At 36.5% G+C, this 24,201-nt stretch carries 25 protein-coding genes and 1 pseudogene; 13 read left to right on the forward strand and 13 right to left on the reverse strand.

The genetic code is table 11. The features are described from left to right. Nucleotides 1-254: 254 nt before the first annotated feature. The 6 genes from ACFO3L_RS07390 to ACFO3L_RS07415 all read left to right on the forward strand — a co-directional run bounded on the left by ACFO3L_RS07390 (nt 255) and on the right by ACFO3L_RS07415 (nt 5,383). Entirely contained in the window at nt 255-1,094 is an 840-nt protein-coding gene (locus ACFO3L_RS07390; RefSeq protein ID WP_379965382.1) for an energy-coupling factor ABC transporter ATP-binding protein, read from the forward strand. Further along, complete coding sequence (locus ACFO3L_RS07395) at nt 1,070-1,936, forward strand: energy-coupling factor ABC transporter ATP-binding protein (RefSeq protein ID WP_379965385.1); 867 nt, start codon at nt 1,070-1,072, stop codon at nt 1,934-1,936. Before ACFO3L_RS07390 ends, ACFO3L_RS07395 begins: the two co-directional genes overlap by 25 nt. Beyond that, a complete protein-coding gene (locus tag ACFO3L_RS07400; RefSeq protein ID WP_379965389.1) occupies nt 1,926-2,723 on the forward strand; it encodes an energy-coupling factor transporter transmembrane component T family protein in 798 nt (265 codons plus the stop codon). The genes ACFO3L_RS07395 and ACFO3L_RS07400 overlap by 11 nt, the downstream gene beginning before the upstream one ends. A gap of 270 nt (nt 2,724-2,993) precedes the next feature. Next, on the forward strand, nt 2,994-3,734 hold the full coding sequence (gene truA, locus ACFO3L_RS07405; protein ID WP_379965392.1) for a tRNA pseudouridine(38-40) synthase TruA: 741 nt from the start codon (nt 2,994-2,996) through the stop codon (nt 3,732-3,734). Nucleotides 3,735-3,989: 255 nt separating this feature from the next. Beyond that, the gene (locus ACFO3L_RS07410) at nt 3,990-4,553 is read left to right on the forward strand and encodes a transposase (RefSeq protein ID WP_379965395.1); all 564 of its coding nucleotides are present in this window, start codon (nt 3,990-3,992) and stop codon (nt 4,551-4,553) included. After that, a complete protein-coding gene (locus ACFO3L_RS07415) occupies nt 4,439-5,383 on the forward strand; it encodes an IS3 family transposase (RefSeq protein ID WP_311985677.1) in 945 nt (314 codons plus the stop codon). Before ACFO3L_RS07410 ends, ACFO3L_RS07415 begins: the two co-directional genes overlap by 115 nt. Nucleotides 5,384-5,391: 8 nt before the next feature. Here the strand turns inward: ACFO3L_RS07415 and ACFO3L_RS07420 are convergent, their stop codons facing one another. From ACFO3L_RS07420 to ACFO3L_RS07470, 11 genes and pseudogenes are all read right to left on the reverse strand, one after another. Continuing rightward, nucleotides 5,392-5,865, reverse strand: a complete 474-nt coding sequence (locus ACFO3L_RS07420; protein ID WP_379965398.1) for a hypothetical protein — start codon at nt 5,863-5,865, stop codon at nt 5,392-5,394. After that, nucleotides 5,862-6,473: a heme ABC exporter ATP-binding protein CcmA gene (gene ccmA / locus ACFO3L_RS07425; RefSeq protein WP_188366904.1), complete on the reverse strand. Its 612-nt coding sequence runs from the start codon at nt 6,471-6,473 to the stop codon at nt 5,862-5,864. Before ccmA ends, ACFO3L_RS07420 begins: the two co-directional genes overlap by 4 nt. Then, nucleotides 6,470-8,440 carry a DUF1430 domain-containing protein gene (locus ACFO3L_RS07430; protein WP_379965401.1) on the reverse strand — a complete coding sequence of 657 codons (1,971 nt, stop codon included), beginning with the start codon at nt 8,438-8,440 and terminating at the stop codon, nt 6,470-6,472. Before ACFO3L_RS07430 ends, ccmA begins: the two co-directional genes overlap by 4 nt. Before the next feature lie 95 nt (nt 8,441-8,535). Beyond that, nucleotides 8,536-8,904 carry a mediterrocin family bacteriocin gene (locus tag ACFO3L_RS11520; protein ID WP_465253951.1) on the reverse strand — a complete coding sequence of 123 codons (369 nt, stop codon included), beginning with the start codon at nt 8,902-8,904 and terminating at the stop codon, nt 8,536-8,538. A 202-nt stretch (nt 8,905-9,106) separates the two neighbouring features. Continuing rightward, nucleotides 9,107-9,402, reverse strand: a pseudogene (locus tag ACFO3L_RS07440) (transposase). After that, nucleotides 9,402-9,710: a transposase gene (locus ACFO3L_RS07445; RefSeq protein WP_379965407.1), complete on the reverse strand. Its 309-nt coding sequence runs from the start codon at nt 9,708-9,710 to the stop codon at nt 9,402-9,404. The pseudogene ACFO3L_RS07440 and the gene ACFO3L_RS07445 overlap by 1 nt, the downstream one beginning before the upstream one ends. 112 nt (nt 9,711-9,822) lie before the next feature. Continuing rightward, a complete protein-coding gene (locus ACFO3L_RS07450; protein WP_379965410.1) occupies nt 9,823-10,383 on the reverse strand; it encodes a hypothetical protein in 561 nt (186 codons plus the stop codon). Further along, nucleotides 10,380-11,009 (reverse strand): ATP-binding cassette domain-containing protein, encoded by a 630-nt coding sequence (locus tag ACFO3L_RS07455; RefSeq protein WP_379965413.1) that lies wholly within the window; start codon nt 11,007-11,009, stop codon nt 10,380-10,382. Before ACFO3L_RS07455 ends, ACFO3L_RS07450 begins: the two co-directional genes overlap by 4 nt. Beyond that, nucleotides 11,009-12,379, reverse strand: coding sequence for a hypothetical protein (locus ACFO3L_RS07460; protein ID WP_379965416.1), 1,371 nt, complete (start codon nt 12,377-12,379; stop codon nt 11,009-11,011). The genes ACFO3L_RS07455 and ACFO3L_RS07460 overlap by 1 nt, the downstream gene beginning before the upstream one ends. After that, nucleotides 12,376-13,179 carry a hypothetical protein gene (locus ACFO3L_RS07465; protein WP_379965419.1) on the reverse strand — a complete coding sequence of 268 codons (804 nt, stop codon included), beginning with the start codon at nt 13,177-13,179 and terminating at the stop codon, nt 12,376-12,378. The genes ACFO3L_RS07460 and ACFO3L_RS07465 overlap by 4 nt, the downstream gene beginning before the upstream one ends. A gap of 66 nt (nt 13,180-13,245) precedes the next feature. Continuing rightward, entirely contained in the window at nt 13,246-13,698 is a 453-nt protein-coding gene (locus ACFO3L_RS07470; protein WP_379965422.1) for a hypothetical protein, read from the reverse strand. A gap of 151 nt (nt 13,699-13,849) precedes the next feature. Between ACFO3L_RS07470 and ACFO3L_RS07475 the strand changes: the two genes are divergently transcribed. The 4 genes from ACFO3L_RS07475 (at nt 13,850) to ACFO3L_RS07490 (ending at nt 16,376) form a co-directional block, all read left to right on the forward strand. Next, a complete protein-coding gene (locus tag ACFO3L_RS07475; RefSeq protein ID WP_379965425.1) occupies nt 13,850-15,196 on the forward strand; it encodes a sensor histidine kinase in 1,347 nt (448 codons plus the stop codon). Continuing rightward, entirely contained in the window at nt 15,189-15,914 is a 726-nt protein-coding gene (locus tag ACFO3L_RS07480) for a LytR/AlgR family response regulator transcription factor (protein ID WP_379965428.1), read from the forward strand. Before ACFO3L_RS07475 ends, ACFO3L_RS07480 begins: the two co-directional genes overlap by 8 nt. 94 nt (nt 15,915-16,008) lie before the next feature. Next, nucleotides 16,009-16,227: a hypothetical protein gene (locus ACFO3L_RS07485; protein WP_379965431.1), complete on the forward strand. Its 219-nt coding sequence runs from the start codon at nt 16,009-16,011 to the stop codon at nt 16,225-16,227. Beyond that, on the forward strand, nt 16,215-16,376 hold the full coding sequence (locus ACFO3L_RS07490) for a hypothetical protein (protein ID WP_379965434.1): 162 nt from the start codon (nt 16,215-16,217) through the stop codon (nt 16,374-16,376). The genes ACFO3L_RS07485 and ACFO3L_RS07490 overlap by 13 nt, the downstream gene beginning before the upstream one ends. A 71-nt stretch (nt 16,377-16,447) precedes the next feature. On the opposite strand, the gene ACFO3L_RS07495 is transcribed toward ACFO3L_RS07490, so the two are convergent. Beyond that, nucleotides 16,448-19,042 carry a YfhO family protein gene (locus ACFO3L_RS07495; protein ID WP_379965437.1) on the reverse strand — a complete coding sequence of 865 codons (2,595 nt, stop codon included), beginning with the start codon at nt 19,040-19,042 and terminating at the stop codon, nt 16,448-16,450. Between the two features lie 285 nt (nt 19,043-19,327). Between ACFO3L_RS07495 and ACFO3L_RS07500 the strand changes: the two genes are divergently transcribed. Then, nucleotides 19,328-20,443 (forward strand): S-(hydroxymethyl)glutathione dehydrogenase/class III alcohol dehydrogenase, encoded by a 1,116-nt coding sequence (locus ACFO3L_RS07500; protein WP_379965440.1) that lies wholly within the window; start codon nt 19,328-19,330, stop codon nt 20,441-20,443. Nucleotides 20,444-20,447: 4 nt separating this feature from the next. Then, nucleotides 20,448-21,281 carry an S-formylglutathione hydrolase gene (gene fghA / locus ACFO3L_RS07505; RefSeq protein ID WP_379965443.1) on the forward strand — a complete coding sequence of 278 codons (834 nt, stop codon included), beginning with the start codon at nt 20,448-20,450 and terminating at the stop codon, nt 21,279-21,281. 112 nt (nt 21,282-21,393) lie between these two features. Here fghA and ACFO3L_RS07510 read toward each other — a convergent pair whose 3' ends face one another. Beyond that, nucleotides 21,394-22,251 carry a helix-turn-helix domain-containing protein gene (locus tag ACFO3L_RS07510; protein ID WP_379965471.1) on the reverse strand — a complete coding sequence of 286 codons (858 nt, stop codon included), beginning with the start codon at nt 22,249-22,251 and terminating at the stop codon, nt 21,394-21,396. 362 nt (nt 22,252-22,613) lie between these two features. Between ACFO3L_RS07510 and ACFO3L_RS07515 the strand changes: the two genes are divergently transcribed. Beyond that, a complete protein-coding gene (locus ACFO3L_RS07515; protein ID WP_379965446.1) occupies nt 22,614-23,786 on the forward strand; it encodes an IS256-like element IS256 family transposase in 1,173 nt (390 codons plus the stop codon). The last annotated feature ends 415 nt before the right edge of the window (nt 23,787-24,201 follow it).

Raw genomic sequence — 24,201 nt, forward strand, 5'->3', positions numbered from 1 at the left:
GATGATTACTTTAAGAGTGTTATGATGTTGGAAGGCAACTTCCGAGTCTAGCTCGTCGCTGGCCCCTTGATTATTCAAGGGGTGAGCACTCATCATAAAGTGTTTTTTTTGTCCTCGAATACCTGTCAAGACAGGTGCTGGCGGATGGAAAAAAAGAGGAACCAAGAAAGTTCCATGAAAAGGTTCTTAGCATTTGAAAAAAGCCCCATTTTTTGGTAGTGTTAGTTAGAAATCAAGGAATTAGGAGAATTAGAATGAATCCGATTATTGAGTTAAATAACCTCACTTTTAGATATCACAAAACAGACGAACGTCCTGCTTTAAACGATGTCTCATTAAAAATTTATCCCGGTGAATGGGTTGCCATTATTGGTCACAACGGCTCAGGGAAATCAACATTAGCAAAAACAATTAACGGTTTACTTGCGCCAGAAGCAGGTAGTGTTCAAGTGGGGGATTATGCACTGAACGAAGAGAATTTATGGTCGATTCGCCATATGGTCGGCATGGTTTTCCAGAACCCCGATAACCAATTTGTGGGGGCAACGGTGGAAGACGATGTGGCTTTTGGTATGGAGAATCAAGGGATTCCACGCGAAGACATGGTTACTCGTGTGGAAGAAGCATTAAAGCAAGTGCGGATGAATGAATTTGCGACGAGAGAACCCGCACGTCTATCTGGTGGTCAAAAGCAACGCGTAGCCATTGCAGGTATTGTGGCGCTTCGTCCAGGTATTATTATTTTAGATGAAGCCACAAGCATGCTTGATCCAGAAGGTCGCGAAGAAGTGATTGCGACCATCAAAAAAATTAAAGAAGACAATGACTTAACCGTATTATCAATTACGCATGACATTGATGAAGCAGCCAATGCCAATCGTGTGCTAGTGATGCGACAAGGTGAACTTATCGATGAAGGGACACCAGAAAAGATTTTTTCTGCAGGTCCAAAATTAGTTGAGTTGGGCTTGGACTTACCATTCCCTGAAAAATTAAAATATTCGCTCAGTGAAAAAGGCATTGATGTGCCTGAAACCTACTTAACAGAAGAAGGGATGGTGGACTGGTTATGGACATCCGTTTTGAAAAAGTAAACTTTACCTACCAACCGAATTCACCCTTTGAACAACGCGTTTTACACGATATTGACCTGATAGTACAAGAAGGCTGTTATACGGCACTTGTCGGTCATACAGGTAGTGGGAAATCAACATTAGTCCAACATTTGAATGCTTTATTGAAACCAACAACCGGTACAGTTCAAATCGGCGATCGGACCATTACACCTGAAACAAGTAACAAGAATTTAAAACCAATCCGTCAAAAAGTTGGGATTGTTTTCCAATTTCCCGAATCACAATTGTTTGAAGAAACGGTGGCGCGAGATATTGCCTTTGGTCCACAAAACTTTGGTGTTTCTGAAGAAGATGCAGCCAAACTTGCAGTTAAAACACTGCAAATGGTTGGTTTAGATGAAAGTTATTTAGAACGTTCACCTTTTGATTTATCGGGTGGACAAATGCGTCGAGTGGCGATTGCTGGCGTTTTAGCCATGGAACCTGAAGTTTTGGTGTTGGATGAGCCAACAGCTGGTCTGGATCCACAAGGACGCAAAGAAATGATGGAAATGTTTGCGCGATTACATAAAGAAAACAACATTACGATTGTTTTGGTTACCCATTTAATGGATGATGTGGCCGACTATGCTGACTTTGTCTATGTCTTAGAAAAAGGGACAGTTGTTAAACAAGGAAAACCACAAGATGTCTTCCAAGAAGTTGAATGGCTACAAGCGAAACAATTAGGCGTACCTACTGCGACAGCTTTTGCTCAAAAGTTGGTTGATAAAGGTTTTGAATTTAATCGCTTGCCACTTACTTCAAATGAATTAGCAGAGATGCTGGTTGAATTAGGAGGACTTGCTCATGATGAATAAATTAATACTCGGTCGTTATTTACCAGGTGATTCTTTGATTCACCGGTTAGATCCACGAGCAAAACTAGTTGCCAGTTTTTATTTTATTGCCATTATTTTCTTAGCCAATAATTTATGGAGCTATTTATTTTTAGGTGCTTTTACACTCTTTTGTTTATGGCTATCTAAAATTGATTTTGGCTTCTTCTTAAGAGGCGTGAAACCATTAATCTGGTTAATCTTATTTACAGTAGCCCTTCAAATCTTCTTTACAAGTGGTGGCGACGTCTACTGGAAATGGAGCGTCTTTCAATTAACTGAATTTGGTCTGAAAAACGGAATCTTTATTTTCTGTCGTTTCGTTTTAATTATCTTCATGTCAACGCTCTTAACACTAACAACACCACCATTGGCCTTGTCAGATGCGATTGAATATTTATTGAGACCATTGAAACCGTTAAAAGTTCCAGTTCATGAAATTTCATTGATGTTATCGATTGCTTTACGTTTTGTTCCAACATTAATGGATGAAACGGAAAAAATCATGAACGCGCAACGAGCACGTGGTGTCGATTTTGGTGAAGGTAATTTGATTCAAAAAATGAAAGCTGTTATACCGTTGTTAATTCCGCTTTTTGTCAGCAGTTTTAACCGTGCGGATGATTTAGCAACTGCAATGGAAGCACGTGGCTACCAAGGTGGCGACGGAAGAACAAAATACCGTATTCTACACTGGAGCACAAAAGACACAATCGTCATTTTGACATTTGCAGTCCTAACGGCAGTGTTAATGTATATCAGAAATTAAGGTGATTTTCGAATCGCTTTATCCTGAGCAATTGGAGAGAATGGGCAGAGTCGGCACTTTCGACGGCGACCATTATTGAAATTGCCGAAGGATAGATACGAAAATCCCGTTCAACCAAGGTGATTTTTGAATTGTTTTAGCCTGAGAGATCGCTTCGAGCTGATATTGTCCGAGGATAGTGAATGAATCAGAATAAAAAGTAAGAATAATAATCAAAAGGCTGTGACTTCGGTCATGGTCTTTTTTTGAGGAAAGAAGGATAATCAAAAAATGGTACGTTATAAAGCAATTATTTCTTATGATGGAACGAATTTTAGCGGGTTTCAGCGTCAGCCGAATGGACGGACCGTTCAAAGTGAGTTGGAAAAGACACTAAGTAAGATGGCGAGTCAACCAATTGAAGTCCATGCTTCAGGCCGAACAGATGCTGGGGTTCATGCGATTGGACAAGTGATTCACTTTGATTTTCCACATGAACGACCGCTTGAGCGGATGCGTTATGGACTTGATACGCAAACGCCAGATGATATCGCCTGTCGTAGTGTTGAACTTGTTGCGGATGATTTTCATGCGCGTTACTTGGCAACAGGGAAGACATATGAATTTCGGGTAGACATCGGGAAGCCACGTAGTCCATTTCGTCGTTACTATGCGAGTTATTTTCCATATCCTGTGGATGTGGAAAAAATCCAACAAGCCTTACCCGATTTATTAGGGACACATGACTTTACGTCATTTTGCGCATCGGGTAGTTCCGTTGAAGATAAGACACGCAAAATTGATGAGGCGAGCCTCGCGGTCAGTCCAGACGGTGATGAGTTAATCTTTACCTTTAGCGGCAATGGCTTCTTGTACAAAATGATACGGATTCTGGTCGGGACGTTATTAAAAATCGGGAATGGCCGTCTACCAGTCGATGCCATTCCCGGAATTATTGCGGGTAAAGATCGTAATTTAGCGGGACCGACTGCACACCCTGAAGGACTTTATTTAAAAGAAGTAAGATATTAAGGTGAATTCATGAGCGTTTTGATACGAGTGATAAGCAAAACTTACAAAAAAATCGTATTTTGATTTTTATTGAAAGTTAGCTTATTATCGAGTATCAGCTCAGGAATTCCCGTTCAATCAGGTGAATTTATGAGTGCTTTGATACGAGTAACAAGCAAAACAATTCAAGATGCAAAAAAAGAGCTGGGGAATTTATAAATTCGGTACCGACCCCCGAAAGTTAGAGTAATAAATCTAACTTTCGGGGGTATTTTTATGGCTAAATATAGTGAAGAATTTAAAATAAAGCTTGTTACGGAGTATTTAGATGGAAATATTGGTTATAAATTATTGGCGAAGAAATACAATATGCCTTCTGCAACACCATTACAAAATTGGGTAAGAGCTTATAAAACACAAGGGATGGAGGGATTAAAACGAAGAAAAAGGAAGGAAGTATATCCTGTTCAATTTAAATTAAATACGATACAATTTATGTTAGACACAGGTGCTTCTTATCAGGAAACGACTGAACAATTCGGATTAAATAATCCTTCATTAATTTATCGTTGGATGAAAGATTTTAATTCTCAAGGGATAGAAGGCTTGAAACCAAAATCAAAGGAGCGACCTTCTATGACTAAGAAACCAAATAAACAAAAGAAAAAGGAAGAAAACAAGTTCACACGTGAAGCGGAGTTAGAACGAGAGAATGAACTACTGAGATTAGAAATTGCCTATTTAAAAAAGCTGAGAGCTTTTCGGGAAAATCCGAATGTCTTACTCGAAAAGCGCAAGCGAAATGGGCATTCGAACTTAAAGAAGAAGGGTTCCGATTAAAGGATATTATCCTAGTTGTGGGAATTCCCGAAGCAACCTATCACTATCATGTCAAGAACTTCGGAAAAGAAGATCTGGATATCGAACTAAAAGAACGCATTACTCACCTATTTAAGGCGTTTCATGAACGTTATGGATATAAACGGATTACAGACGAGCTAAAGAAATTAGGATACTGTATTAATCATAAAAAGGTGTATCGCATTATGCGAGAGCTAGGATTAAAGTGTGTAAAATTCATGCGAAAATCCCGTAAATACAATTCATATAAAGGAACTACTGGAAAGGTAGCGAAGAATCGATTGGCACGTCGGTTTAGTACACCTATCCCATTTCAGAAACTAGTAACTGACATTACGGAATTCAAATGTCTAGGGGAAGAAAAGTTGTATTTAAACCCTATTCTTGATCTATATAATGGAGAAGTGATTGCGTTTGGAATTAAGAAACGTCCAACATTAGATTTAGTCATGGAGCCACTAAATGAAACAATAGAGATAATAAAGAATCACGCAACCTACCGTACAACTATCCATTCGGATCAAGGTTGGCATTACCAACATAATAAATGGGTAAAAACATTAAATAAAAATAATGTATTCCAAAGTATGTCACGTAAAGCAACGTGTGCAGACAATGCTTCGATGGAGAATTTCTTTGGCATATTAAAACAAGAAATGTATTATGGAGAGAAACTAGTCAGTTATGAAGAATTAAAACGACGAATTAAAGAATACATCTACTGGTATAACCACGTACGATCAAAAGTAAAATTGGCTGGACTGAGTCCGGTCGAATACCGAATTCAATCCAGCCAATCAGCTGCATAATAAAAACTCTAACTTTTAGGGGTCGCCACCTTCCAGCTCTTTTTTGCATAGTCGTACATTTCGTCCATTTCGGTACGACGATCGATGATTAATTGATTAATTTGTTCTTTAGGCATGTCAGATGGATTTTTCCCACTGTCATAATTTAAGGATTGATCAAGAATGACGGAATAAGTGACACCATCAGGACCTAAAATTTGAAGTCCGATTTCAGGTGTAGCGCCGACTGATGGCCAAATAATAAAGGATAAATCATCATTTTTATTTGTAATCGCTAAATTCCCAGTGAAGGTTGGATAGCTAGGCATCGCTACACTCAAATCATAATTATCCGTCATCAAAAAGTACTCGCCACTCTCATGCATGGGTACCGTTTTGGTATACGGACGATAATTTAAGAAATAATTTCCAGCCCATGCAAGATGAAAGAGGAGAATCACTCCGAACAACAGACTTAGTAAAATTTTTGTTCTTTTCTTCATAATTGAATCACTCGCTTTGCACGTTTTTTGATTTCCTCATCGTGGGTAACGACAATTACTGTTTTGCCCGAATGGTGCATCGCTTCTAGAATAGTCATGACTTCTTCGGCGTTTTTTTTATCTAGTGATCCGGTGGGTTCATCTGCTAAAATAATTTGGTTCTTTTTTAACATTAAGCGAGCTAAGGCGACTCGCTGCTGCTCACCACCGGATAATTTGTAAACTTTGCTATTCATTTTACTTGCTAGGCCAACGAATTGAAGAGCTTCTTCTAGCGAAATTTGTGAGTTTCGACTTTTTTTCTTAATAATTGCTAAGTTTTCTTTGACTGTCTTATTGTCAATCAGAGCAAAATTTTGAAAAAGGAAACCAACTTGTTCTCTAAAATAGGGCATCAAATTTTTTTGTTTTAAAATATTGTTACCATTCACTATAATTTCGCCATGATCAGCTACTTCAAGTCCACCAATCATGTTTAAGAGGGTTGTTTTTCCACAACCGCTAGGACCAGAAAAAACAACGAATTCCCCTGTTTCAATCGTTAAACTTAAATCTTCAAAAATCGTTTGCTCGTCAAATGTTTTCGTTAGTTGATTAATGACAATCATAGGGCGCCTCCTTTAAGTATTTTTGGAATTTCAGATTGATCCATGCGTTTGATGTGGATTGCGATGAATAATAGTTCAACAACCAATACGAGAAGTCCGCCATACAAGATATAACGAGCTTCAGCAATTTGAAGCCATTGATTCATCACAATCGCGCTGATTGTGCTAAGCAGGCTGGCAGATAATGTCATTAATGTCATTTTTTGATTGCGCGACCAGATGGAATAACCCAATAATTTTTTAAGCGACAGTTCCATTGCATGGACACGATATTCCAATTTTAAAACAAGGCTAATCACAATCATTTCTAGAAAAATTGTGAAGAAAAAGAGTACCGTAGCAATCAAGGCACTACGTTTTAAGAATTGCCAATGGTATTGGTAGACGTCTTCAACATTGGTTTTTTCAGCCAACTCATTTTCTAAGTGATTTTGTTTAATAAATGAATCAAATGCGTCATCGGTGAGTTGATACATCACATCATAGGCATAATAGGCTCGGCGCAAGTTTCGTTCCAAATCAGAAGCATCAGGTAGTGTATGATTTAAGATGATGATTGGATTTTTTAGATAGCGACTTCGATTAAAATAATTTTTCCCGTCAATACTCATGATTTTTGTGCTGTCCTCATAAGTCGAAAAATTTTCTGCGTGATTGGAAGTCTCAATATAATCTTGAATGACCTCTGAAGTCGTTTGTTGTAATTCTTGATCCATTTGATATTTTTTAGGGAAAAAATAATGAATCCCTTCTGTAAAGGAATAAGATCTTAACTCAGGTAGTTGTTCGATTAGATAAGGAATCGCTGCAGAATTAAGCAGGACAGTTGGTTTTGTTATTCGAAAGTCGGCATAGGACAAGTTAACCAGCTGTAAGGATTGATTTGCATATTCTTGATAAAATTGCTCTCGTAAATTGGCACTTTGTTCATTGAGCGCCACGAAAGAATCATTCGTTTCATCTTTTGGTAGTAAATGGAGTTTTACGTAACTAAAGTTTTGGTATATTTTGAAAAAATCTTTTTGCTGAGCGTACTGCCATGATTCTGAAAATAGTGCCAAACAGCTAGAGGTAACTGTGATGGTCAATAACAATGAGACGACCTTAACCATGTAATTAACCAATAGTAAACGCCGCTCGTTTTGCGTATTTGAAAAAGCTTCTTTTAGGTTTGTCCGAAAAAGAGTCGTATAGAGTGCCGCATTGAATAATAGAAAAAGACTAAATGCAATCAAGACGCTTACACGTTCAAAGCGAGTATTTGTAAAGAAGGAAGTGAAAAAGTAGGCAGAAACAAAAAAAACAGAAGTTAAAAAGGTATCAATGAGTATATTTTTTAAGACAAGGTATTTTAACTCCTCACCAAAGACCACTTTCACTAAAATTTCTTTACGCATAAATAAGATGTCATAATAGGTAAAAAATAAGAGCAAAATCAAAAGAATCATCCAAACAAACAGCACATTTCGTGCCGATTCATTGGAAGATGTAACCATTCTAGGAAAATTACCAGCATACTTATCGACGAGCTCGGATTTAAATTGCTGGAGATTCTCTTCATCGCCTAAGAGGTAAATTTTATCGACTGTCTCCATTTGCGGAATCGTTTGCCAATCTTCTAGATGAATCGTCGCTTTACCAAGTAATAAGCTCTTATATTCTTTTTCGCTGATTGCGGCATGGTTCTTTAACTCTTCTTTGGTTTCTTGGGTGGTGTAAATATAAATATCCGTTTGTTTGGCGCCAGTCAATTTTTCTTGGTAGGCGAAGAATTGGATATTGTTTCGATTGGCCGCGAGCGTGAGATCCGACTTCATTTCTTCATCTGAGACAGAAACAGGTTTAAATAACGTTGTTTGCGGAAAGTTCTCTTCAAAAGTGTCTAAATAGAGCATGAAGCTTTCTCCAGAAAAACTAAAGCCGATAAAAAATAGAATAAAGGCTAAGAGGTATTTTATTTTTTTCATTGTTTCCTCCAAATTTAAGAGATAAAAATAAAGCTTTTCTCCGATACAATCGATTACTTGTATCGGGGAAAAGCGTAATCAAATGCCGAGAGAAATTAGTAACTCATCGAGTAGGAAATGTTTGAACCGCTATGACGGACTTCTATCTTTGCCGTTTTCCCTTTTCCAACATTACCACTTGTATGACTTCCATTACTATTAGATACACTGGCATAATGTGTTTTGGTTGCATGGTAGCCATGCGCATAGTCTTCATTAATTGCAGCAGTATTGTATCCATAAGTCAAAACCCCAGCACCATCTGAAGTAGATGCGCTTTTTTGCCATGCTTTAGAGAAAGAACCACTGTAACTTTTGGTAATGGATGCAGCTTCGACTTTATGAACTAAAATAGGGGATAAAGTAATAGCACCCAATAAAGATGTTGCAGCCAAACTTAATATAATTTTCTTTTTTAATTTAATGTCCTCTTTTCAATCTTATTTTTTCAACGTTGAGTTGATATGTTTAGTATGTCATTTTTAATATGAAAGTAAAGCCCTATTGCCTGAACGGTCGAAAATGACACCTAAACGGTAAAAGTTAAGAGTATTTTTATTATTCAAGAAGCAAATATGATATAATAAAAACAAAAATATCATATGTGAAAGAAGTTGTAGCTGTGATTTATGTCATTGATCTTTTGAATATTATTGATACGTTTTTGGCTTTTACCATATGACAGCTTTTTGAGAGTACTCGATTCTCTTCTCGTACTTTTATATAGAGTACATCGGTCATTAAGTAAGGATAATGTTTTTCTGATAATAAACGATTCTGCCACTCATTAACCATAGGTTCTAGCTGTTCTGTTAAGCTAGAAACGAAGGACTTAGAGACGGATTTACCACAAAGTTCTTCCACAATTTTTGATACTTACGAGTTGAAACGCCTGATACATACATTTCCAACATTGAAGCCATTAGGGCTTTTTCGTTTCATTGATAACGTTCAAACACTGTGGGTGAAAATGGCCATCACGTGTTCTGGGTACTTTTAATTCTAGCGTGCCTACACGTGTCGTAAAACTGCGCTCATAATAGCCATTTCGTTGACTTTGTCGGTTTTCTGTTCGTTCATATTCTTTTGCTTGAATATATTCTGTTCGTTGATTTTCCATTAGTTGATTAAATACCGTTGTTAAGATATTTTTAGAAACGTCATCCTTTACAGAATATTCAATAATGCTTTGAATCTCTTCGCTTTTCAGTGTAAAATGTACTTGGGTCATGTAAAAGTCCTCCTGGGTATGTTTTTGTCGTTAAAAACATTGTACCGTAAAAGGACTGTTGCATGGCCTTTTTACTTTTACACAATTATACGGACTTTATCCAGGAACGGAATCACATGGGAGAATTATTTTTTATGTTATAACGATAAACAGAATAACCTTCCATAGGGTCACCGCCTTGTACAGAAAAAATGGGTGATAGAAATAATGAAAAGGAATCACCAAGTTGATAAGAAGGATAATAGGGATCGCTATCATCGCTGACAATATCGGCAGTTACTTGTAAGCGAATCGACTCACCAGGCTGTAGTACGCCGTCTATTTGGCTACGAACTAAGTTGTTAAAGTCTTGAACTTCTTCGTAGAAAGTAAAGGATTGATCTTTCGAAAGATCAATGGTTTCGTTTGAAATGTTTTTAATTGAAAAGATAATCGGTGTGTAAAGTTTGTTAATTGAAAACTCTTTGTCATAGGCTTCATAAGAAGGTTGGATTTCCTCAAGTACAAATTCGAAAGCGTCCATTGTAACTACCTGTCCTCGCTCAGCTGCTACTTCCGTTATTTGATATTTTGAATTATCCTGATTGACTTGATAAATTTTCATACCACTAAATATTCCGAGTGCAATAAAGCAAAGACAAGTGAAAAAGAAGAACGGTTGTTTAGGTTTCATTGTTCGAGTACTCCTTCGCATAAACGATATTGAATATCAGAAACAGCATTCAAAAAATCTTTATCATGGCTAGTGACAATAATTGTTTTCCCTTCTTGCTTCCCTTGTTCAATAATCGATGTCATCATTTTAATTCCTTTTTCGTCTAATGCGTTAGTCGGTTCATCGAGTAGTAAGAGAGTTTGATTTTCCATGATAGCTTGAGCGATTCCTAAACGCTGCTTCATTCCTAGGGAGTATCGTTTAAATTTATCATTTTGAGCTGCAACTAAATCAACGGTTTCAAGAGCAGCTTGAATCTCTTTTTCACCGATTAAATGTTGAATAGCTGCCAAAAACTGTAAATTTTCTTTCCCAGAAAACTCACCAATAAATTGAGGCATTTCAATGAGTACGCCTGTATGAGGAGGATGCTCGATTTCTTCGCCAATCACCTGATTTTCAACTTTGATTTCACCTTGGTTATAAGGCATCAATCCTGCGATGCATTTAAGTAAAACACTTTTCCCAGAACCGTTGACTCCAGCGATTCCAGTAACCTGACCTTTAGGAATGGTTAAAGAAATATTTGATAAAATTGTACGCCCAGATAATTTTTTTGTTAAATTCGTAATGATAATCTCCATCAGTATGTTCCTTTCTTTTTTACGATTGTTTGATAGATTTTGAGACTACTAAATAACATGAGATAGAAAATCAAGAGAAACAAGCCTTCGAGCCAAGGATTTTGTTCACCTGTAACCCATTGATTGAACATGGTGACTCCTATAAATAGACCCTTACCTGTAAATAGAAGAATTAGCAGTCCAATAGCTGTAACTAATAAGCTAAAAGATGCAGGGAAAATCATAGATAGATACTCGTAGCAAAGTCCAGTTAAATAAAGATGACTGAAAAATAAAACCAGATATAAAAGCAAGTTTTGTCGTGTTCCAAAGATATTTTCAATTAACCATGTTTGTTCAACTAAGACTGGGATGAAAATGAGTAATAAAAAGAAAAACATTGTCCAAATCAATAAGGAAAGATTTTTCGTCTTTTGAAAAAGATGATTACTAATCCGCATGCGAATAAATTGTCCGTATAGCTGCCAATCATCTGAGCGAAACGATGACAATAAAATCAGGAAGCTTAATAAAAAGCAAAACCAAATCAAAGGAAATGAATAGAAGTCGCCTTGCTGAATCGAATTAAAGCCCTCTCGACTAATCCCTTGAAAGAAAGATAATAAATACCAAAGTAGGAGTGAGACATCCGATTGTTGAGAGAAAAAATAAAGTGTTAATCCAAATAAAAAGGAGAGTAAAACGAAAAAACCCTGCCACTCTCTTTTACGAATACGTAAATCGCGTTCGATTAATGGCATTCCTACTGTAGAAATTGCCGTTCGTAACCAAATAAAGAAAAGAATCGCTAAGTAAAAGAGGGTAAAAATACCAAAGGAATCAAGAGTATTTGGTGTCGGTTTAAGGCCGATTGTTTTGAAAATCCATTCATCAAACACATAAAAATCAAGAATAAAGAGAATGATCAGAGGGAATTTGAACCCTTTTGATTGCCACGATTTTTTTAAATGTAGTAAAACATAACTCAAGATAAAATAAAATATCCATTGATTTATCAGGCTTTGAAAAAGTGTTTCAATGGGTACCTTCTCCCAACGATTTTGGAAAATAGTAATTAGGAATCCGGGCAAGTAAAAGACAATAAAGAAAGTCGAGCTAGTAAATAAAGCGTAAAAAAAACGCGATTTCTTTTTTATTCGATTGCTCATACGAATTTGAGTAAAAGTCCCATAATAGTATTCAGTAATGGCGTAATGATAAATTAAATAAATCGGATAGATGAAGACACCAAAAATGAAAGAATCTTCTAAAAAGGAAAAAAGAGTATAGAGATTGAGTGTAAGGTAAAAATAAAAACAAATAAAGGCATAAGGAAATAGTAAAAGTAGTTTCTTCTCATGGCGAATCAGGACTAAAAATGATTGGATCATGATACCGAACCTCTTTTTTTAACATAATAAATAAAAAGAAAGAGCGTTAGCGATCCAAAACTAGCGATTAAACAGAGAATGGGTAAGAGATAAACATTGTTGCTTCCTGGCACGACAACAAGGAATCCTAGTGGTGAAATTGAGTAGCCACCGGGAATCAAAAATAATACTAATGGGATCAATAAGGATAAGGCAAACAAATAAATGGTTTTCTTGATGAATAGTCCTAGTAGTAAAATCAAATTGCTAAGCAAGAGAGCGAAGATTCCTGTCAGTAAAATGAATAATAAGATATTTAAAAAAGGGCGCTCTAGAAATAATGATTTAGCAATAGTGCCATTTTCTCTAGGATAAGCGCGCATATAATCGGTAAAGCGATACGGTTTTAATGCAGGATAGCGCAGTGCATTAAAAAAAACATTGAATAGTAATGGAATCGTTGCTAAGCCAAATGCTAATAAACTGTTCACGCTTAAAAGTGAGAGGAGATACTTTTTTCTATTCTTTCGAATGATTTGTATGTAGTCGTATTGACTGTGACCTTCACGATTTAAATAAAAACCCATAGGTAAAGCCGTTAGCGGGAAAACAGAAAATAAGTAGAGAAAGGGAAAGAAAGAGTTCCCATCATTCGATAAAATCCAAGCATAATACAAACTCGTTGGATAAGCGTTAGGATTGATTAACTGTTCCGACCAAATATTACTGAAAAATTGACCGAGACTAATTAACATTAAAATCAAAAAAGAAAAGAGGAGTATTTTTTCTTTTAGTACTTGTTTTATACGAAAAATAATCATGAGAGAAACCTCCAAATATTTAAAATCTATACAAATAATAGAAGAAGAGTAAGTGTTATTTAGTATTTAAGGTAAGACGATTACTCCACTTTCATAGGTATAGTCAGGTGACCATTTACCTTTAAATGTTAGTTTGGATGCTGTTGAACGCTCACCTCTAAAGCGTACAGGAATTCGCTCGCCAAAATTTTCAACAGCATAATTATAAACTTCATAACGCTTTCCTTTTTCAACGGTGCCTCCACTACCAGTATTAACATATTTATCCCCATTAAAAACTTGGGGTTTTATCTTAAAACTACTGCGGCTAGAATCAGATGTAGAGGTTACACTGATATACATCGATGATTTAGTATCTTTTGGATAAGCTTCTGTATAAGTCATTGATAAAGGACCAGAGAACGAAAAAGTATAGCTTTTATCAATGGTATCTGCTAAGGCAGTTCCGATTCCCATTAAAAGGATACTAGCCAATGTTGCGATAAGTAACACGTTTGATCTTTTTCTTTTCTTAATCATATTTTATTCCCATTTCTTCTCCTCTTCTATATGAATAGACTATATATCAAAAAAATAATAAAAATACCCTTCTTACCTGAACGGTCGAAAATGACACCTAAACGGTAAAAGTTAAGGGCGTTTTTATTATTCAAGAAGCGAATATGATATAATGAAAACAAAAATATCATATACGAAAGAAGTTGTAGCTGTGATTTATGTCATTGATCTTTTGAATATTATTGATATGTTTGTGGCGTTTACCATACTAGATCGTTTGTCATTGAGAAACAAGAAGGTAAGTATGGGTGCGATAATTTTATTATTTATTGCTATTAATTTGCAGTTGAAACTAGTTATCCCCGTCGTTTCAGAACTTTTTTTTGTGGTACTTTTAGTTTCCTTGTCTTATATGAATCGACGAGAACAACCGATAGGGATTACTTTGCTTCATTTTGCTATCGCGTTTGGTATTTTTAAATTAAACAACTTCTTACTTTATCCAAGAGAAGTCTTGTTTTTCTTAGCAATGGAAGCGAAAGAATGGCAAATCATGTTATATATGTGTTTTACAGTAATTCTTGTGGCTAGTTTAAGTATACTGATTCAAAGATATGTTTTACCACGAATACAGCTATTTTTGAAACAACGGTTAGGCTATCTTTTATTCCTAGCTTGGTTGAGTATTCAAACGTTCAGCCTTTATAATTATTTATTAAATGTTCCGATTGGTATGGAGAGAAATGCATTAACTGAACTGACGGTGTCTCTTTCAGTCTTATTAATTGGAGTCTTCGCTTTAATTGTTGCAATTTTTTCAAGGAATCAAAAATTAACTTTTGAAACAAAAGAAAAAGCAATCGAGCAACGGGCGATGCAACTATATGTTCATGAAATAAGTAAGCAGAATCAAGCGATCCGCCAATTCAAACATGACTACTTGAATATTTTAATGTCCCTAGAAGGTTATCTCGAATCAGGGGATATGGCTGCGATGAGAAGATATTATGAACAAGAAATTCAACCAACACGGCAATTACTTCATACAGATAATACCCGATTAGCAGATTTACAAAAGATCGAACATGCGGGCTTACGGAGTTTATTGACCGCAAAATTGTTATTAGCCCAAGAAAAAGGGGTTCAAGTCCATTTAGAAATCGAAGCGATGAGTTGGCAAGTTACGATCGATGAGATTGCCTTGATTCGTGTCGTGGGTATTTTATTAGATAATGCGATTGAAGAGTTAGAAACGCTCGGACAGGGAAGATTAGATATCGCGTTTTTTTCTAAGGAAAATGAAATCCAATTGATGATTCGTAATACGGTTCGAACGATGATTGAGCCACTTTACCAATTAAAAGAGTCTGGGTTTTCGACTAAAGGTGAAGGTCGAGGATTAGGGCTTTCGACAGTCGAAACATTAGTCAATCAATCTTCGGGAATCTTTCTTGAAACAATGATTGACTCAACTTATTTCTTACAAAATTTAACGATTGTAGAGGGAAACGATGCTTGAAATTTTTATTTGTGAAGACAACCTAGCGCAAAGAACCAGCCTTGAACAGTTGATACAACAAACAATTTTACTGAACAATTGGGAAATGACTTTACGTTTGAATACAGAAAATCCATTAGAAATATTGACTTATTTGGAAGAATACCCACAAACGCAAGGTGTTTATTTTTTAGATATTGATTTGAATACAGAGATGAATGGGATTCAATTAGGTGCAGAAATTCGTAATCGGAATCCGCATGGTAAAATTATTTTTATTACGACCCATGATGAGTTATTGCCATTGACGTTTCAATACAAAGTTGAAGCAATGGACTATATCGCTAAAGACAATCGAGAAGAAATCACGCAACGAGTGACGGAAGCACTGCGACAAGCGAACCAGCATTATCTGACAACAGCCCAAGCTTTAGATGAACGAATCCGTTTTGAAATTGGTAATCGAATTCGTTGGGTTGAATTGTCTGACGTGATGTTCGTGGAGACCGTGCCAGGAAATTCTCACAAATTAATTTTACATTTGAGAAATGGTTCCGTCAGTTTTCTGGGGAATTTAAAAGAAATCGAACAACTTTCGCCTGCTTTTTATCGAGTACATAAATCGTTTGTCGCAAATAAACAAAATATCCGTGAAATTGACCAGCTGAATCGGGAGCTCATTTTTAGCAATGGTGAAAAATGTTTCGTTGGTAGACGACAATTAAAACAGTTAATTTGACCGTTCAGGGGTGAAATTCAACCGTTTAGGTATAATTTCGTTTCTATAAGCCCTTTTACTGTATGATAAGGGAAAAATAGAAGGGGTGTCGTTAATGAAAAAATTCGTTTTGGCTACTCTGGTCTTATTGATTGGAATAGGTGGCGCACAAGTTGGCCATGCACAGACAGCTAACGTAATAGAAAATCAAAACAATGTAAGAGCTCAATTTAAAAAATATGAGTTCAAATCATACCCACCATCGAAATATGCAGGAATGACTTTAATTAAGGTTCAAAAGACCTCTGGAGGATATATTGGATGGTACGTGTAATCCTCTATATTGTTACGGCGCTATTAATTATTTTAACGATTTTTGGTCCGCAAGAAGATCGTTACCAGTTAGTGTTTCTGATGGGGTTGTTTATTTGTTTGCTGATTTTAATGTGTTTAACAGCCTTTGAAAAAGGTGGGACGGGTTAGATTGATAACAAAAATTCGTGTATCGAAAATCTTAAATGATTTTCGATACACGAATTTTTTATTTAGTCTTTTTAAGTTCTTTTTGTTTTTTTCCATCGTTGCCAAAAGACAAACAGGGCGATGCAGCTAATAAATAAGAACAAGCCGATTAAGAAGCCTTGTGGTAAGAAGCTTAAGACGATTTTGTTGGTGCCGGCTTCCAGTGGGATGCTGACGAATCCGCCTTGGAAGGCTTCAACGTCAACTTTTTTTCCATTAACTTTGGCGCTCCAGCCTTTGTCGTAAGGAATCGTTGTGACAAGTTGTTGTGCTTCATCGACATCCACGCTTCCTTTGACTTTACGATTGCTGACGGTTAGGTCGGCACTTTGTTTTTGAAGCTGATTCATTGTGCGACTGTAAGCTTCCGTATCCAATGTTAAGACTTGTGGGTTTTGGAAGGAAACTTCCGGCGTCCCATAAAAACTTGCAGTAAATTGGAAGGTCGTCTCTTCTGGATAGTAACCTAAGTTATAGTATTGACCGTTAATATTGATTTGTGTTTTTCGTTGCTCGCCGTTGACGGTAATCGTTACGTTCGAGCTTTTTAACTTGCCAAAGTTGGAAGGATACAAACTCAAGTAAGCTTGGCTGTTAGCGGGAACGGTGACTTCCCAAGTAATTTCTTTGGCAATATTTGGTTCAATCTCGGTAAAGGTGGTGCTATTGCCAGCATCATTAATCGTTGTATTTTTACTATTGACCACCGAGATGGGGTGGAAGTGAAAGAAGCTTTCATTTAAACCACTGAGGCTATTAAAAAGTGCCGTTTGATTACCGAGGTTATCATTTTCATTCAGTGTGACCTTTAAACTTTCCTTCGGTGCGAGGAAAGCAATCGGTAAGGCGTAATCATTTTTGTAAAGGGCGTAATTTTCTTTCTCACCAATCCGATTAAAGCCGTATTTTTGTACGTCGGTTTTTGAAATATTGTATTGAATGCCAACAAGGCTATCCATTAATAACGTATTGTTTGGATAACGAATATTTAAGTTGGTTCCTCTTGAACGAAAACCAAGTTTATTTAACAGTTCTGATGAATTTCGGTTACGTATTGAAGAAAAGAGTCCAACACCGCTGTAATGATAATTGAGTCCATCATTAGCGGAAACGGGATCTAAGTTTTCTAAACGATGGAAGCCATCGCTATCTGCGGCTGCCTGATTAACTAGTGTCTTAATGGGTTTATGCGGTGCGGTATACAAACTACGTGAAGCATAATTCCAATCTTCTAAAATACCCATCACCATGCCATGTGTATTGAGTGCCATTTCGCATGAAACAAATAGTAATAAGAAAACCGTAAAGCGTTTCAAGGAGAACAGTTTGAGTTGGTACAAGCTGAATAGTAACAGATAAACAATTAAGAAAACGATTGTTAATAAGAAAGACTGCACATCCAAGTAAGTATATTGATCTTTTGGGATTAAACCATAGGCGATACTAAAGGTGATAATCAGAGTCAAAATTAGTCCTAGGAAAAGCCCGTAATCGTCTTTAGTTAATTGTTCCCAGCCGTAACCGGCGAGCATTAAGAGTAAGAACGATAGTAAAAAGGCATAACGGAATAAAAACATATTCGGCGCATGCATCCCATGCCAGAAAAGATTCAGTGGCACGATGTAGAAACTGGCAATTAGTAGCACCAATAAAACGAGCGACAGCAGTTTATCTTTTAAGGCGATGCGTTTTGAAACAAAATATAAAAGCACAAAGACCAAAGGTAAAACACCGGCATAAATAAAGGGAATCGAGCCATATTTGGTCGTATCATACACACCAATCATATTTTTAACGAAGAAATCGAGTGCACCCGTTGCTTCCGTTTTAAATTTGGTGATCTCAGTTAAGGCTTCACCGTTTGAACGCAAATCAAGAAACATCGGTAAGATCATGACCATCGATGCCCCACCAGCTAACAGTGATGTGCCAAGATAAGGCAAGATTTGATTTTTTCCTGTACGCCATTGTCCGAAGACGCGTAAAAAGAAATACAAGAACGAAAAGATGCCAATCATAAAGCCCATGTAGTAATTGGATAAAAAGAGTAATAAATAACTGACGAATAAGAGAACCGGTTTTTGTTTTTCCAGTAATCGATTGATCCCCCAAATCACAAGCGGAAGATAGATGAATGCATCGAGCCACATCACCAGTTCAGAGTGGGCCGTCACAAACGACATCAGTGCATAACAGACCGCTAAAGCGACATGATTCCAACGCCCAATTTTGAAGGTATGCTTGGCATAAAACCAAAAGGCTAACCCAGCACTTCCCATTTTAAGCAGGGTAATCAGATAGAGTGCATCGGGCATCCATTGATTCGGAAAAAGTAGGACAATCGGTGTAAAGAAACCACCTAAATAATACGAAATCAACGCCCAATAATTCAGTCCAAGCGATGCATTCCAAGTGTAAAAGAAACTTTGCTTTCCAAGCATCGCATTACGAAAACTCGCATGGAAATTCGAAAATTGAGAAAAAGCATCACTGGCTAGCACACTGCGGCTACTCCCAGGATAAATCCCCATCGTTAAATAAATCAATGCCATAATCCCAAAAGGAATTAAAAAACTTGCTAGTAAATAGCGTTTATTGTCTTTGATAAATGGTCGAATCTGTTGCAAAAAAAGACCTCCTTTAAATCGATATTTGTCTTGTCACTATTTTACCATATACGAAAGCAAAGGAAGCGAATGAAATAAAAAAATTGCTTCGGTTTATACTCTTGCACGATGATTGTTTTAAGAATCATTTGTATCAGAAGTCAATGTTTTGTTTAAGATTCAAAAAGGAGACAACGATTGTGCTGAACCTTTAACTCCTTGTGATAAATCACTCAAAATAGCATTCACTAGAAGAGTATGTGATAATAAGAAGCATGTAAAAGTAAGAGGAAAGAAGTGATGAAAATGAAGAGTAGAGCAGCGGTAGCATTTGGTCCTGGTGAACCACTAAAAATTGTTGAAATTGATGTGGAGGAGCCAAAAGCCAATGAAGTTTTAGTTAAAATACTTTATACTTCGGTTTGTCATACGGATGCCTTCACGTTATCAGGCGATGATGCAGAGGGTGTTTTCCCAGCAGTCTTAGGACACGAAGGCGCAGGTGTCGTGGTTTCTGTCGGTGAAGGAGTTACGTTAGTACAACCAGGAGATCATGTGATTCCATTGTACACGGCAGAATGTGGCGCGTGTAAATTCTGTTTATCAGGTAAAACCAACTTATGTAGTGCGGTGAGAGAGTCTCAAGGAAAAGGGCTGATGCCAGATGGAACGACCCGTTTTTCTTATAATGGCGAACCGATTTATCATTATATGGGTACGAGTACATTTAGTGAATATACGGTTGTTCCAGAAATTTCTTTAGTAAAAGTCGATCCAGAAGCACCATTGGATAAGGTTTGTTTATTTGGTTGTGGTGTCACAACAGGAATTGGCGCTGTCCATAATACGGCAAAAGTGGAAGAGGGGGCAGTTGCGGCCGTTTTTGGTTTAGGAGCGATTGGCTTAGCAGCGATTCAAGGATTAGTCCAAGCCAAAGCAAAACGCATTTTGGCGATTGATGTGAACGAAGACAAGTTTGAACTAGCCAAAAAAATGGGTGCGACCGACTTTATTAATCCAACGAAATTTGAAAAACCGATTCAAGAAGTCATTGTAGAAATGACGGATGGCGGCGTTGATTATAGTTTTGAATGTATCGGTAATGTCGATGTTATGCGATCTGCCTTAGAATGCTGCCACAAAGGATGGGGCGAAAGTATTATTATTGGTGTTGCAGGGGCAGGAAAAGAAATTAGTACACGCCCATTCCAATTAGTCACTGGCCGTGTTTGGCGCGGGTCGGCTTTTGGTGGAGTTAAAGGGCGAACAGAATTACCAGGAATGATTGCCGATTATATGGCGGACAAGATTGACTTGGATTCTTTTATTACCCATCATTTGAATTTTTCTGATATCAATGAAGCATTTGATTTACTACACAAAGGCGAATCCATTCGAACAATTTTAACTTATGAGGAGTGAGGAAATGACTGTCGAATTACTTGAAACAGCGTTGGCTTTTGGTGGTGAGCAACGCAAATACCGTCATGATTCAAACGTTTTACAGTGTGCGATGACCTTTAGTCTGTATTTACCGTCCAACTCAGAAAACAAAGAGCTACCACTTCTTTGGTGGCTTTCAGGGTTGACTTGTACGGATGATAATTTCAGCCAAAAAAGTGGTTTCCAACGTTTAGCTGAAAAGTATCAGATGGCGGTTGTTATCCCTGATACGTCCCCACGTGGCGAAGAGGTAGCCGATGATGCTAATTGGGACTTAGGACAAGGTGCCGGATTTTATGTCGATGCGACAGAAATGCCCTGGGCCAAAAATTATCAAATGTATACCTATCTTACACAAGAATTAACCGAAATTGTTAAACAGTTGCTGCCTCATTTCTCAGGAAAAGAAAGCATTATGGGACACTCGATGGGTGGACACGGTGCATTCGTTCTGGGTCTCAAAAACGCTGCAAGGTTTCAATCCATCTCGGCTTTTGCACCGATTTTAAATCCAATGCAAGTGCCTTGGGGAAAAAAAGCGTTGACCGCTTATTTGGGAGACAATCAAGCAACTTGGAAAAACTGGGATGCTTCCGAATTAATCAAGACAGCCCCACAAGTACCGATTCTCATCATGCAAGGAGAAGCAGATGGTTTCTATGAGACACAATTAAAAGAAACAACTTTCTTAGCCAATGCGCTTGAAAATAATCGAAAAGTCGGTTATCAAAAATTCGCTGGATACGATCACAGTTATTTCTTTATTTCGACCTTTTTAGAAGAACATTTTTCATTTCATGCCAAATATTTAAAATAAGAAAAAATCTACTTGATTGTTTTTATGAACAGTCAGGTAGATTTTTTTGGTGTAATTTACTATTGTATGATAGAAGTACTCAAAGAAAAAAACGATCATGAGGGGATAGTTTTTAGTTAATAAATTTTGCAGCAAAAGAGGACAATTCATCGGCATAGCTCGTTTCGCCTGTGTACTGAAAAGTTCCAATTACTTGATTAATTTGTTGAATTCCGTGTTCAGATTGATTATCAACTACTAGTAAAATTCCTTTAAAATAGTGGATTAGCAATCGTGAGTTCATATGTTCAACGGTTGTTTTTTTCTCTAAATGAAGGATAAGTTTTTTTGCATAAAAATAATTGCCGCGTTTCAAAAAAATAAAAATAGCATTTGCTTTTAATTTATGATGGATATCAGTAATGGATGCAATGGCATCTTTTTTATCGAGACTCTTAATCATGGTGTAAATAAAATCGTCATCATAATGAAACAATGTATTTGAAAATAAAGCATATTCAAAACGTCCCCAGTTTTCAATCGTAGAAAAGTGAGATAAGAGTCGATTTGAAATGTCTGTAATTTCTTCGTCAGTTAAAGAAAAGAGATTTTTATTCTCTAGGACGAGTGCATATTGAGCATATAAATGATAGTAGTAAAAGTCATTTGTATCTTCATATAAAGATAGGCAATAAGAAAGGTTCTGTTGAACCTTTTCATAATTTTGGTGGTAATAATTATTGTATAAATCTTGTGAAAGCTCCTTTTTAGGTGTTAATTTTTGTTGATTCAAGAGAAATTGGAACTCATCAAGTGTAATATTCATTCTATCAAGATACTGTTCTAAAAGATGAAAGGCGATTCTTGTGCCATTCGTTTCAAAGGAAGACAAAGTAGTTCGTTGAGAAATTCCTTCAACTAATTGACGTTGAGAAATATGACGTTCTTCTCTTAATTGTTTTAAAAGTTTTGCAATTTCAATAATAAACAGCTCCTTTTAATATTAGTGACGAAAAACTAGACCAAAAAAACAAAAATAGGTTGCTTAATACTATGATGAGTTTAACACAAACAAATATAAATAAAAATATTATTTGGGAAGAGGTGAGCAGTTTGTATTTTGATTGGATTTTACTAAATGAAGATCCCTGGGATATTTCTGGCACTGGATTAGGAATATAATTGAACTAATTATTTTTTGTAGAAACTAGTATTAGTACAGATTAATTTTTCAAATACCTGTCTATAAAAAGATAAAGTCCGTATAATTGTGTAAAAGTAAAAAGGCCATATAACAGTCCTTTTACGGTACAATGTTTTTAACGACAAAAACATACCCAGGAGGACTTTTACATGACCCAAGTACATTTTACACTGAAAAGCGAAGAGATTCAAAGCATTATTGAATATTCTGTAAAGGATGACGTTTCTAAAAATATTTTAACAACGGTATTTAATCAACTAATGGAAAATCAACGAACAGAATATATTCAAGCAAAAGAATATGAACGAACAGAAAACCGACAAAGTCAACGAAATGGCTATTATGAGCGCAGCTTTACGACACGTGTAGGCACGCTAGAATTAAAAGTACCCAGAACACGTGATGGCCATTTTTCACCCACAGTGTTTGAACGTTATCAACGAAACGAAAAAGCCCTCATGGCTTCAATGTTGGAAATGTATGTATCAGGCGTTTCAACTCGTAAAGTATCAAAAATTATGGAAGAACTTTGTGATAAATCCGTCTCTAAGTCCTTCGTTTCTAGCTTAACAGAACAGCTAGAACCTATGGTTAACGAGTGGCAGAATCGTTTATTATCAGAAAAAAATTATCCTTACTTAATGACCGATGTACTCTATATAAAAGTACGAGAAGAAAATCGAGTACTCTCAAAAAGCTGTCATATAGCGATTGGAATAACCAAAGATGGCGACCGTGAAATTATCGGCTTCATGATTCAAAGTGGCGAAAGCGAAGAGACCTGGACAACATTTTTTGAATACCTAAAAGAACGCGGTTTACAAGGTACGGAACTCGTTATTTCTGATGCGCACAAAGGATTAGTCTCTGCCATTAGAAAATCCTTCACCAACGCAAGTTGGCAAAGATGCCAAGTTCACTTCCTAAGAAATATCTTTACCACCATTCCTAAAAAAAATTCAAAATCTTTCAGAGAAGCTGTTAAAGGAATTTTTAAGTTCACAGATATTAACTTAGCGCGTGAGGCTAAAAATCGATTGATTCATGATTATATCGATCAACCAAAATATTCAAAAGCTTACGCATCATTGGATGATGGATTCGAAGACGCCTTTCAATATACCGTACAAGGAAATTCCCACAATCGACTAAAGAGTACCAATCTAATTGAACGACTGAATCAAGAAGTACGCAGAAGAGAAAAGATTATTCGCATCTTCCCCAATCAAACATCAGCCAATCGCTTAATTGGAGCCGTTCTTATGGACCTGCATGATGAATGGATTTATTCTTCAAGAAAATACATTAATTTTGATAAGTAGAAATGGTAAAAACATTGTATAGCATTTTACACAGGAGTCTGGACTTGACTTTATTATGACCTTTCTTTTTGATATTGAAACAATTCCAACTTTAGTAAGAGATATTATTATTATTGTAGGTGGGTGAAAACAGATTATTTAACAAAATTTAAAGTTATTTGACGGCGTGAAAATGTTGTTTTAAATAAAATAAACTATACGAGGAGGGGTACAAGTGGATAAAATTATTGACTTGTCATCATTAGCTGAGGTAGAAGTATCATCCATGCAGATGGGAAACAGCTGGCAGACTTGGAACTAAAATAAAAAGCACAGTCTAAAATGACTGTGCTTTTTTAGGAGGTATATTAAACCTGAATAATTCATACCTTTTATAAAGGGCTAAATTTTATCAATCATCTGTTTCATTTTATGG

Origin of the sequence: Enterococcus eurekensis, assembly GCF_042654605.1 — a bacterium.
In the GTDB taxonomy this organism is placed as follows: domain Bacteria; phylum Bacillota; class Bacilli; order Lactobacillales; family Enterococcaceae; genus Enterococcus_I; species Enterococcus_I eurekensis.

What these genes read in the sequence shown, in the direction of transcription:
- ACFO3L_RS07390 (WP_379965382.1), top strand. Translation starts at nt 255, where the DNA reads ATGAATCCGATTATTGAGTTAAATAACCTCACTTTTAGATATCACAAA.
- ACFO3L_RS07395 (WP_379965385.1), top strand. Translation starts at nt 1,070, where the DNA reads ATGGACATCCGTTTTGAAAAAGTAAACTTTACCTACCAACCGAATTCA.
- ACFO3L_RS07400 (WP_379965389.1), top strand. Translation starts at nt 1,926, where the DNA reads ATGATGAATAAATTAATACTCGGTCGTTATTTACCAGGTGATTCTTTG.
- truA (WP_379965392.1), top strand. Translation starts at nt 2,994, where the DNA reads ATGGTACGTTATAAAGCAATTATTTCTTATGATGGAACGAATTTTAGC.
- ACFO3L_RS07410 (WP_379965395.1), top strand. Translation starts at nt 3,990, where the DNA reads ATGGCTAAATATAGTGAAGAATTTAAAATAAAGCTTGTTACGGAGTAT.
- ACFO3L_RS07420 (WP_379965398.1), bottom strand. Translation starts at nt 5,865, where the DNA reads ATGAAGAAAAGAACAAAAATTTTACTAAGTCTGTTGTTCGGAGTGATT.
- ccmA (WP_188366904.1), bottom strand. Translation starts at nt 6,473, where the DNA reads ATGATTGTCATTAATCAACTAACGAAAACATTTGACGAGCAAACGATT.
- ACFO3L_RS07430 (WP_379965401.1), bottom strand. Translation starts at nt 8,440, where the DNA reads ATGAAAAAAATAAAATACCTCTTAGCCTTTATTCTATTTTTTATCGGC.
- ACFO3L_RS07445 (WP_379965407.1), bottom strand. Translation starts at nt 9,710, where the DNA reads ATGACCCAAGTACATTTTACACTGAAAAGCGAAGAGATTCAAAGCATT.
- ACFO3L_RS07450 (WP_379965410.1), bottom strand. Translation starts at nt 10,383, where the DNA reads ATGAAACCTAAACAACCGTTCTTCTTTTTCACTTGTCTTTGCTTTATT.
- ACFO3L_RS07455 (WP_379965413.1), bottom strand. Translation starts at nt 11,009, where the DNA reads ATGGAGATTATCATTACGAATTTAACAAAAAAATTATCTGGGCGTACA.
- ACFO3L_RS07460 (WP_379965416.1), bottom strand. Translation starts at nt 12,379, where the DNA reads ATGATCCAATCATTTTTAGTCCTGATTCGCCATGAGAAGAAACTACTT.
- ACFO3L_RS07465 (WP_379965419.1), bottom strand. Translation starts at nt 13,179, where the DNA reads ATGATTATTTTTCGTATAAAACAAGTACTAAAAGAAAAAATACTCCTC.
- ACFO3L_RS07470 (WP_379965422.1), bottom strand. Translation starts at nt 13,698, where the DNA reads ATGATTAAGAAAAGAAAAAGATCAAACGTGTTACTTATCGCAACATTG.
- ACFO3L_RS07475 (WP_379965425.1), top strand. Translation starts at nt 13,850, where the DNA reads ATGAAAACAAAAATATCATATACGAAAGAAGTTGTAGCTGTGATTTAT.
- ACFO3L_RS07480 (WP_379965428.1), top strand. Translation starts at nt 15,189, where the DNA reads ATGCTTGAAATTTTTATTTGTGAAGACAACCTAGCGCAAAGAACCAGC.
- ACFO3L_RS07485 (WP_379965431.1), top strand. Translation starts at nt 16,009, where the DNA reads ATGAAAAAATTCGTTTTGGCTACTCTGGTCTTATTGATTGGAATAGGT.
- ACFO3L_RS07490 (WP_379965434.1), top strand. Translation starts at nt 16,215, where the DNA reads ATGGTACGTGTAATCCTCTATATTGTTACGGCGCTATTAATTATTTTA.
- ACFO3L_RS07500 (WP_379965440.1), top strand. Translation starts at nt 19,328, where the DNA reads ATGAAGAGTAGAGCAGCGGTAGCATTTGGTCCTGGTGAACCACTAAAA.
- fghA (WP_379965443.1), top strand. Translation starts at nt 20,448, where the DNA reads ATGACTGTCGAATTACTTGAAACAGCGTTGGCTTTTGGTGGTGAGCAA.
- ACFO3L_RS07515 (WP_379965446.1), top strand. Translation starts at nt 22,614, where the DNA reads ATGACCCAAGTACATTTTACACTGAAAAGCGAAGAGATTCAAAGCATT.